The organism is Mesorhizobium tamadayense (assembly GCF_003863365.1).
Classification (GTDB): domain Bacteria; phylum Pseudomonadota; class Alphaproteobacteria; order Rhizobiales; family Rhizobiaceae; genus Mesorhizobium; species Mesorhizobium tamadayense.
Genome location: NZ_RQXT01000052.1, coordinates 44,248 through 50,574, shown reverse-complemented (window position 1 = coordinate 50,574; position 6,327 = coordinate 44,248). Strand labels below are relative to the sequence as shown.

Here is a 6,327-nt window from a genome sequence, read left to right as displayed (position 1 = left end):
CACGCCCTTCAGCACCTTGGCGACACCCAGCGGCTCGGTCTGCTCGTCGGTCTTGACCAGGATCGCGCGGTCGGCGCCCATGGCGAGCGCGGTGCGCAGCGTCTCCTGCGCTTGGCTCGGACCGACCGAAACGACGATGATTTCTTCCGCCTTGCCGGCTTCCTTGAGCCGGATCGCCTCTTCCACCGCGATCTCGTCGAACGGGTTCATCGCCATCTTGACGTTGGCAAGCTCGACGCCCAGTCCGTCGGCCTTGACCCGGACCTTGACGTTGGCATCCACAACCCGCTTCACGGGCACAAGAATCTTCATCGCTACAACTCCCAGCATCCGCTTTCAGCAAACCGTTCGAAAGCGCTCGACGCAGGTATCGAGCACGTCGGCCGGATCACGTTTCCACCAGTTCCCAGCGGAAAAGATCTCTACTTCGCACAAGCTGCAGTAGCCGGCCGTCTCGACTGCAGCCCGGATCGCCTTCAGATCGGCAACGCCGTCGCCCATCATGCCACGATCGACAAGAACGTCGCGCGTTTCGGCCAGCCAGTCGCACAGATGGTAGCCAAGGATGCGTCCCGCGCCGACGCGATTCAGTTCTGCCTCGAGGGTGGTATCCCACCAGACGTGGTAGACATCGATGGCCACGCCGACATTGGCGTGGCCGATGGCATCGCAGAGATCGATCGCATCGCGAATGGTCACCAGGCAAGAGCGGTCGCCGCCATAGACGGGGTTGAGCGGCTCGAGCGCCAGTTTGACACTGCAGGTCGAGGCATAGGAGGCTGCCTCGGCGACGCGTTCGGCGACACGCTTCAGACTTTCCGACACACCGAGCGTGCGCGGCTCGACACCGCCCGTCACGATCGTGAGCACCGGCGCTCCAAGGTCGGCCGCCATGTCGATGGAGGCGCGAAAATCGTCCATGATTGCGGACCTTGTCGGCAGCGCCAATGGACCGACGAGGAAAGGCGCCCGGCAGAGCCCGGCCACGGCGAGCCCCGCGGCACGGGCGCGATTGCCGATCTCGACCGCTCTCCCCCCGATCTCGCGCCGCCAGAACACGATGCCGCCGAAGCCCCGCTCGGCACAGGCATCGATGACACGCTCGATGGGCCAGCCGGCTCCGTGCCCGTCGACATTGTGGCCGAGCGTGGCCGTATTGAGGGCCAGCGCGGAATGATCGTTCGAAAAATCGCGCATCAGTTCGTTTCAGGCGCCGTAGACCGCAAGCAGTCGTTGCATGCGGTCGGCCGCCATCTCGGGATCACGCAGCAGTCCGCAGCCATCGGCGAGCTTGAAGGCCTCCACGAAATAGGGCAGCGGACGCTTCGCCTGCGCACCGCCCAACATGACGAAATGATCTTGGAACCCGTTCAGCCAGGCGAGGAAGACGACGCCGGTCTTATAATGTTGCGCCGGCGCCCGGAAGATCAGTCGCGCCAGCGGTACGGTGGGATCCAGCGCGTCACGGAACGCCTTGACATCACCCTCTCCCAACCTTGCCACCGCATGGGCAGCCGCCGGCGCCAGTGGATCGAAGATGCCAAGCAGCGCATGCGAAAAGCCGTGCTCGTCGCCGGCAATCAGCTCGGGATAGTTGAAATCATCGCCCGTATACATCTTGACGCCCGCCGGCAGCCGGCGGCGCATCCGGATCTCTTTGTCCTTGTCCAGCAGCGAGATCTTGATGCCGTCAACCTTGCTTTCGTTCTCGGCGATGATGGCAAGCACCGTTTCCATCGCCTGCTCGAAGCTGTCCGTTCCCCAGTAGCCCGCAAGTGCCGGATCGAACATATCGCCTAGCCAATGCAGGATCACCGGATTGTCGCATCGGCCAAGCACGTCGCGGTAGACCGACATGTAGTCGTCCGGGCGCGAGGCGACCGCCGCCAGCGCGCGGCTCGCCATCAGGATTAACCGCCCGCCCAGCGCCTGGATCGTCTCGACCTGTTCGAAATAGGCACGCCGCACATCGTCAAGCGAGCGCGTGGCGCCGGGGTCAAGGTGATCGGTACCGCAGCCGTTGAACACCAGCGCAGCAGGAAGTTCCTGCCTGGTGCGGCGGATCAGTTCGAGGGCGCCGGGCCAGTCGAGACCCATGCCGCGCTGGGCCGTGTCCATCGCTTCCGCAATGCCGAGGCCCATATCTGCAAGATAGCGTCGGAATGCCATGGTGGCGTCCCAGTCCACGCTGGCCGGCCCTAGCGGATCATTGTCCGTAAACGGGTCGGCAACGACATGGGCGGCCGAAAAGACGACGCGCGCGGAACGCTGCGAGAGTGTGGCCACCGGAACGGTCTTTCCGCCCATGCGGTAGTCGGAAAAGACGCCGTTGGCATCTGGAAGACTGATCATCATCGGGTCGCCTCCTGTCTCACATCGCCGCGGGAGCTCAAAAACGCGGCACCAGCATTCCGGCATCTGCCGAGATGACATGACCGGTCGTATAGGGCAGCGCGCCCGACGCCAGCGTCGCCATGATGCGGCCGACCTCTTGCGGCTGCCCGAGCCTGCGGATCAGGGTCAGGCCTTCCTCATCGATCCGCCGCTGATAGCTCTGCGAGACGGGTCTGGTCATCGCCGTCTCGATCAAACCTGGCTGGATGTCGTAAACCGCAATGTTTTCCCGCCCGAGCCGCACGGCGAAAACCTTGCTGATCATGGCGGAGGCGGCCTTGGAGATGCAGTACTCGGCGCGCGGCTCGGCCACCGCGGAGGCGTTGGATGACGACACGTTGATGAGGCTATAGAAACGGCCGTCATCGCGCGGCCGCGTCAGGACCCGTCGCGCCCAGCGCTGGCCGAGGAAGAATTGCGCCTTGGCGTTGACCGCTTGGCAGCGGTCATAACTCGCTTCCGACACCTCGAGCGGATCGCCGCGATCCATCACCGACACGCCAGCATTGTTGATGCATGTCGACAGCGGACCGATCGCATTTTCCACCTGGTCAAGGAGCGTATCATGCGATGAAAGATCGCTGACATCACAGACCATCCGGACCACCGGAGCACCTGTGGCGGCGACCGTCGCCTCTGCTTCACGCAACTCTTCGTCGTCGGCCGGCCCGTTAAGTGCAATGGCGAAACCGATCCGGGCCAGTTCGAGGGCAGCGGCAAGCCCGATGCCGCGGCTCGAACCCGTGATCAGAACCGCATGGCGCGGCGCTGCACTCATGCCCGCGCCCCATGCTTGAGCAATTCACGCGCGATGATCATCCGCTGAATCTGGTTGGTGCCTTCATAGATCTGCGTGATCTTGGCATCGCGATAGAGCCGTTCGACTTCGAAACCGCGGATATAGCCGGAGCCACCGAAAATCTGCACCGCATCGGCGGTGCGGGCGACGGCCATGTCGCCGGCGAAGCACTTCGCAATCGAGCAGGCCTTGGTCGCATTCTCGCCGGAGTCGATCTTGGCGGCCGCGCTCTGCACCAGAAGACGCGCCGCTTCGATGTCCTTGGCCATGTCGGCCAAAAGCCACTGGACGCCTTGAAACTCGACGATAGCCTTGCCGAATTGCCTGCGCTGCTGAGCATAATCGACGGCCGCTTCCAATCCGGCCTGCCCGATCCCCACCGCAAGCGAAGCAATGCCGACGCGCCCTTTATCAAGCACGCTCATCATCATGTGGAAGCCCTTCCCGTCCTCGCCGAGCAGAGCCTCTTCACCGAGTCTGGCATCGGCGAAATTGAGTGCGCCCACCTGGCTGGCGCGCTGGCCCATCTTGTGCTCCTTCGGGCCGCGTTCGATGCCCTTGGCATGTAGATCGACGATGAAGATGCTCATGCCGCGATGGCCGGCGTCCTTGTCAGTGCGGGCAAGCACGAAACCAATATCGGCGACCGGCGCGTTGTGGATCCAGATTTTCCCACCGTTAAGCCGCCAGCCGCTTCCCTCACGCGTCGCCGTGGTGCGGATGCCCGAGACATCGGTGCCGGCTTCGGGCTCGGTGATGCAGTAAGCGACCTTGGTTTCGGCGCGCATCACGGGACCTAGCCATTGCTCGCGCTGAGACGCAGTGCCGTGGCGCACCAACAGCGTGCTGATCAGTTCAACCAGACCGCACTGGTCGGCTACCGATGCGTAGCCCCGCGACAGCTCCTCCATCACCAGCGCGTAAGTGAGCGTATCGAAACCAGGGCCGCCCATCTCCTCGGGAACACCCACGCCGAACAGGCCGAGCGAACCCATCTGCTGGTAGATTTCCGCGGGAAAGCGCTCGTCACGATCGAGAGCCTCAGCCGCCGGCCGGATGACCTCGTCGGCAAACTGGCGGGCCATGTCCCGCACCTGGCGCTGGGTGTCTGTGATCAGCATTGCGTCCATCGTTTGTAACTATCTAGTTACTCCTAACGCCAATGCGGCTCCCGCGTCAAGCGCGGAAAATCGACGCGTCCGATCAACCTCCATAACAACGACTTGTCTGGCACGGGAAGTTGGGATAAAAAATAACCAGATGGTTACTAACGGGAGGAAATCGGATGCAGCCTTCAGACAGGCGCAAGTTCGGCCGGGTCGATCTCGATGTCACGGCTTTCGCCTTCGGCACCGCGCCAATCGGGAACTTTCTCAGGGAAATCGACGAAACCACGGCCGATGGCATGATCCAGCATGCCTGGAACGCCGGGGTCCGGCTCTACGACACCGCACCGATGTACGGCCACGGACTTTCGGAACTGCGCCTTGGCCATTCGCTGCGTTGGAAGAACCGTTCGGATTTCGTGCTGGCATCGAAGGTCGGGCGCGTGCTGAAGGCGAAGAAGCGATCCGAGATCGACTTTTCGCCGTGGACGAACGCTGCCGCCAACGAGATGATCTTCGACTACAGCTATGATGGGACGATGCGGTCGTTCGAGGATTCGCTTCAGCGTCTGGGGCTGGAGCACATCGACATGCTGTTCATCCATGACATCGACCGCTTCACGCGTGGCGACGCCCAGCCTGAGGTGTTCAGGCAAGCAATGGACGGCTGCTGGCGCGCGCTGGAGAAGCTGCGTGGGGAAGGCCTGGTCAAGGCGATCGGCGTCGGCGTCAATGAATGGGAGGTTTGCCTCGAGGCGCTCAGGCAGCGCGACTTCGACTGCTTCCTGCTGGCGGGCCGATATACGCTCCTGGAGCAGGATGCGCTCGACGAATTCCTGCCGCTTTGCCAAGAGCGCAACGTCGCGGTGATCGTGGGCGGCGGCTTCAACTCCGGCATCTTGGCGACAGGCGCGGTCGATGGCGCCAAATACAATTACGCGCCGGCGCCGGCGGCGGTTATGGACAAGGTCGCCAGGATCGAGGCCGTCTGCCGCGACCACAATGTGCCCCTCCCCGCAGCCGCGCTGCAATTCGTTGTGGCCCACCCCGCCATTCCATCCTTCTGCGCTGGCACGCGGACGGTGGAGCAATTGTCCCAGAACCTCGCATGGTTCAGCCATCCGATCCCCACAGAGTTCTGGGCCGACCTGAAGCAGCGCAAGCTGATCCGGGAGGATGCCCCGGTGCCGGTATGACGGCAGGAAATGCGCCGGGTCGCCTGATAGCTCAAGGCTTGTCCTACGGGGATATAGCTGTCGGCGATTGGTACGAGACCGGTGCCGTGGCTGTCACAGAGCAGATGATCGAATCTTTCGCCGAGCTGACAGGCGATCGTTTCGAAATCCATATGAGCGTAGCGGGCGCGCAACGCCACGGCTTCCAGGCCCGCGTCGCGCATGGACTGCTGGTGCTGTCGCTGGTGGACGGATTGAAAAACCAGGCACAGGCAGGGTTTCGGGCAATCGCTTCGCTAGGCTGGGACTGGACTTTCGCGGCGCCTGTCGTTGCCGGCGATGAGATCCGCGCACGCATCGTCGTTGCCGGCAAGCGAGAAACCCGGAATGCAGCGCGAGGGATCCTGGCGCTGCGCTTCGTCGTCACGAACCAGCGCGGCGAAACGGTCCAGTCCGGAGACAACAAGCTGATGGTCTATCGCTAGGTCGCGTCGCGCCGGTCAGTGGACCTGCCATTAGAATCGAAGATCGACCACCGTCACGCCATCAATGCCGCCTTCCGTATGGGCCACGATCCGCGCACCGACCTCCTGGTGACTTTGATCGCGCAGATAGTCATCACGGGCATTCTCATCTGCGAAATCGACCCAGAATGCGTCGCGGTTGCCGCGGATCAGGTCGGTTTCCACGCTGACATTCGGTCCACCGTGAAAGGCCACAATGCCCGGCAGATGATCGCGCAGGCGGCCCAATTCCTGATAGAGTCCGGATTTGGTTTCGGCACTTACATCGTCGCGAAAACGCAGCAGCACAAAATGGCGGATCATCGGAACCTTCCCCTAGTCACATGTCT

General features: G+C 62.8%; 8 protein-coding genes. 2 read left to right on the top strand and 6 right to left on the bottom strand.

The window, feature by feature from the left end:
• The 5 genes from EH240_RS29950 to EH240_RS29930 form a co-directional block, all read right to left on the bottom strand.
• Window positions 1–312 (bottom strand): electron transfer flavoprotein subunit beta/FixA family protein (locus EH240_RS29950; RefSeq protein ID WP_425374845.1); only part of this gene is annotated, 312 nt, incomplete at its 3' end.
• A gap of 24 nt (window positions 313–336) precedes the next feature.
• Complete coding sequence (locus tag EH240_RS29945) at window positions 337–1,197, bottom strand: sugar phosphate isomerase/epimerase family protein (RefSeq protein ID WP_125005343.1); 861 nt, start codon at window positions 1,195–1,197, stop codon at window positions 337–339.
• 9 nt (window positions 1,198–1,206) lie between these two features.
• The gene (locus EH240_RS29940) at window positions 1,207–2,355 is read right to left on the bottom strand and encodes a dihydrodipicolinate synthase family protein (RefSeq protein WP_125005341.1); all 1,149 of its coding nucleotides are present in this window, start codon (window positions 2,353–2,355) and stop codon (window positions 1,207–1,209) included.
• A gap of 34 nt (window positions 2,356–2,389) precedes the next feature.
• On the bottom strand, window positions 2,390–3,172 hold the full coding sequence (locus EH240_RS29935) for a 3-ketoacyl-ACP reductase (RefSeq protein WP_125005339.1): 783 nt from the start codon (window positions 3,170–3,172) through the stop codon (window positions 2,390–2,392).
• Window positions 3,169–4,314 (bottom strand): acyl-CoA dehydrogenase family protein, encoded by a 1,146-nt coding sequence (locus EH240_RS29930; protein WP_125005337.1) that lies wholly within the window; start codon window positions 4,312–4,314, stop codon window positions 3,169–3,171. The genes EH240_RS29935 and EH240_RS29930 overlap by 4 nt, the downstream gene beginning before the upstream one ends.
• 164 nt (window positions 4,315–4,478) lie before the next feature.
• Here EH240_RS29930 and EH240_RS29925 point away from each other — a divergent pair, with 164 nt between their 5' ends.
• Window positions 4,479–5,495 carry an aldo/keto reductase gene (locus tag EH240_RS29925; protein WP_125005335.1) on the top strand — a complete coding sequence of 339 codons (1,017 nt, stop codon included), beginning with the start codon at window positions 4,479–4,481 and terminating at the stop codon, window positions 5,493–5,495.
• Window positions 5,408–5,959, top strand: coding sequence for a MaoC family dehydratase (locus tag EH240_RS29920; RefSeq protein ID WP_425374844.1), 552 nt, complete (start codon window positions 5,408–5,410; stop codon window positions 5,957–5,959). The genes EH240_RS29925 and EH240_RS29920 overlap by 88 nt, the downstream gene beginning before the upstream one ends.
• A gap of 30 nt (window positions 5,960–5,989) precedes the next feature.
• Here the strand turns inward: EH240_RS29920 and EH240_RS29915 are convergent, their stop codons facing one another.
• Window positions 5,990–6,301, bottom strand: coding sequence for a Dabb family protein (locus tag EH240_RS29915; protein WP_125005333.1), 312 nt, complete (start codon window positions 6,299–6,301; stop codon window positions 5,990–5,992).
• Window positions 6,302–6,327 lie beyond the last annotated feature (26 nt).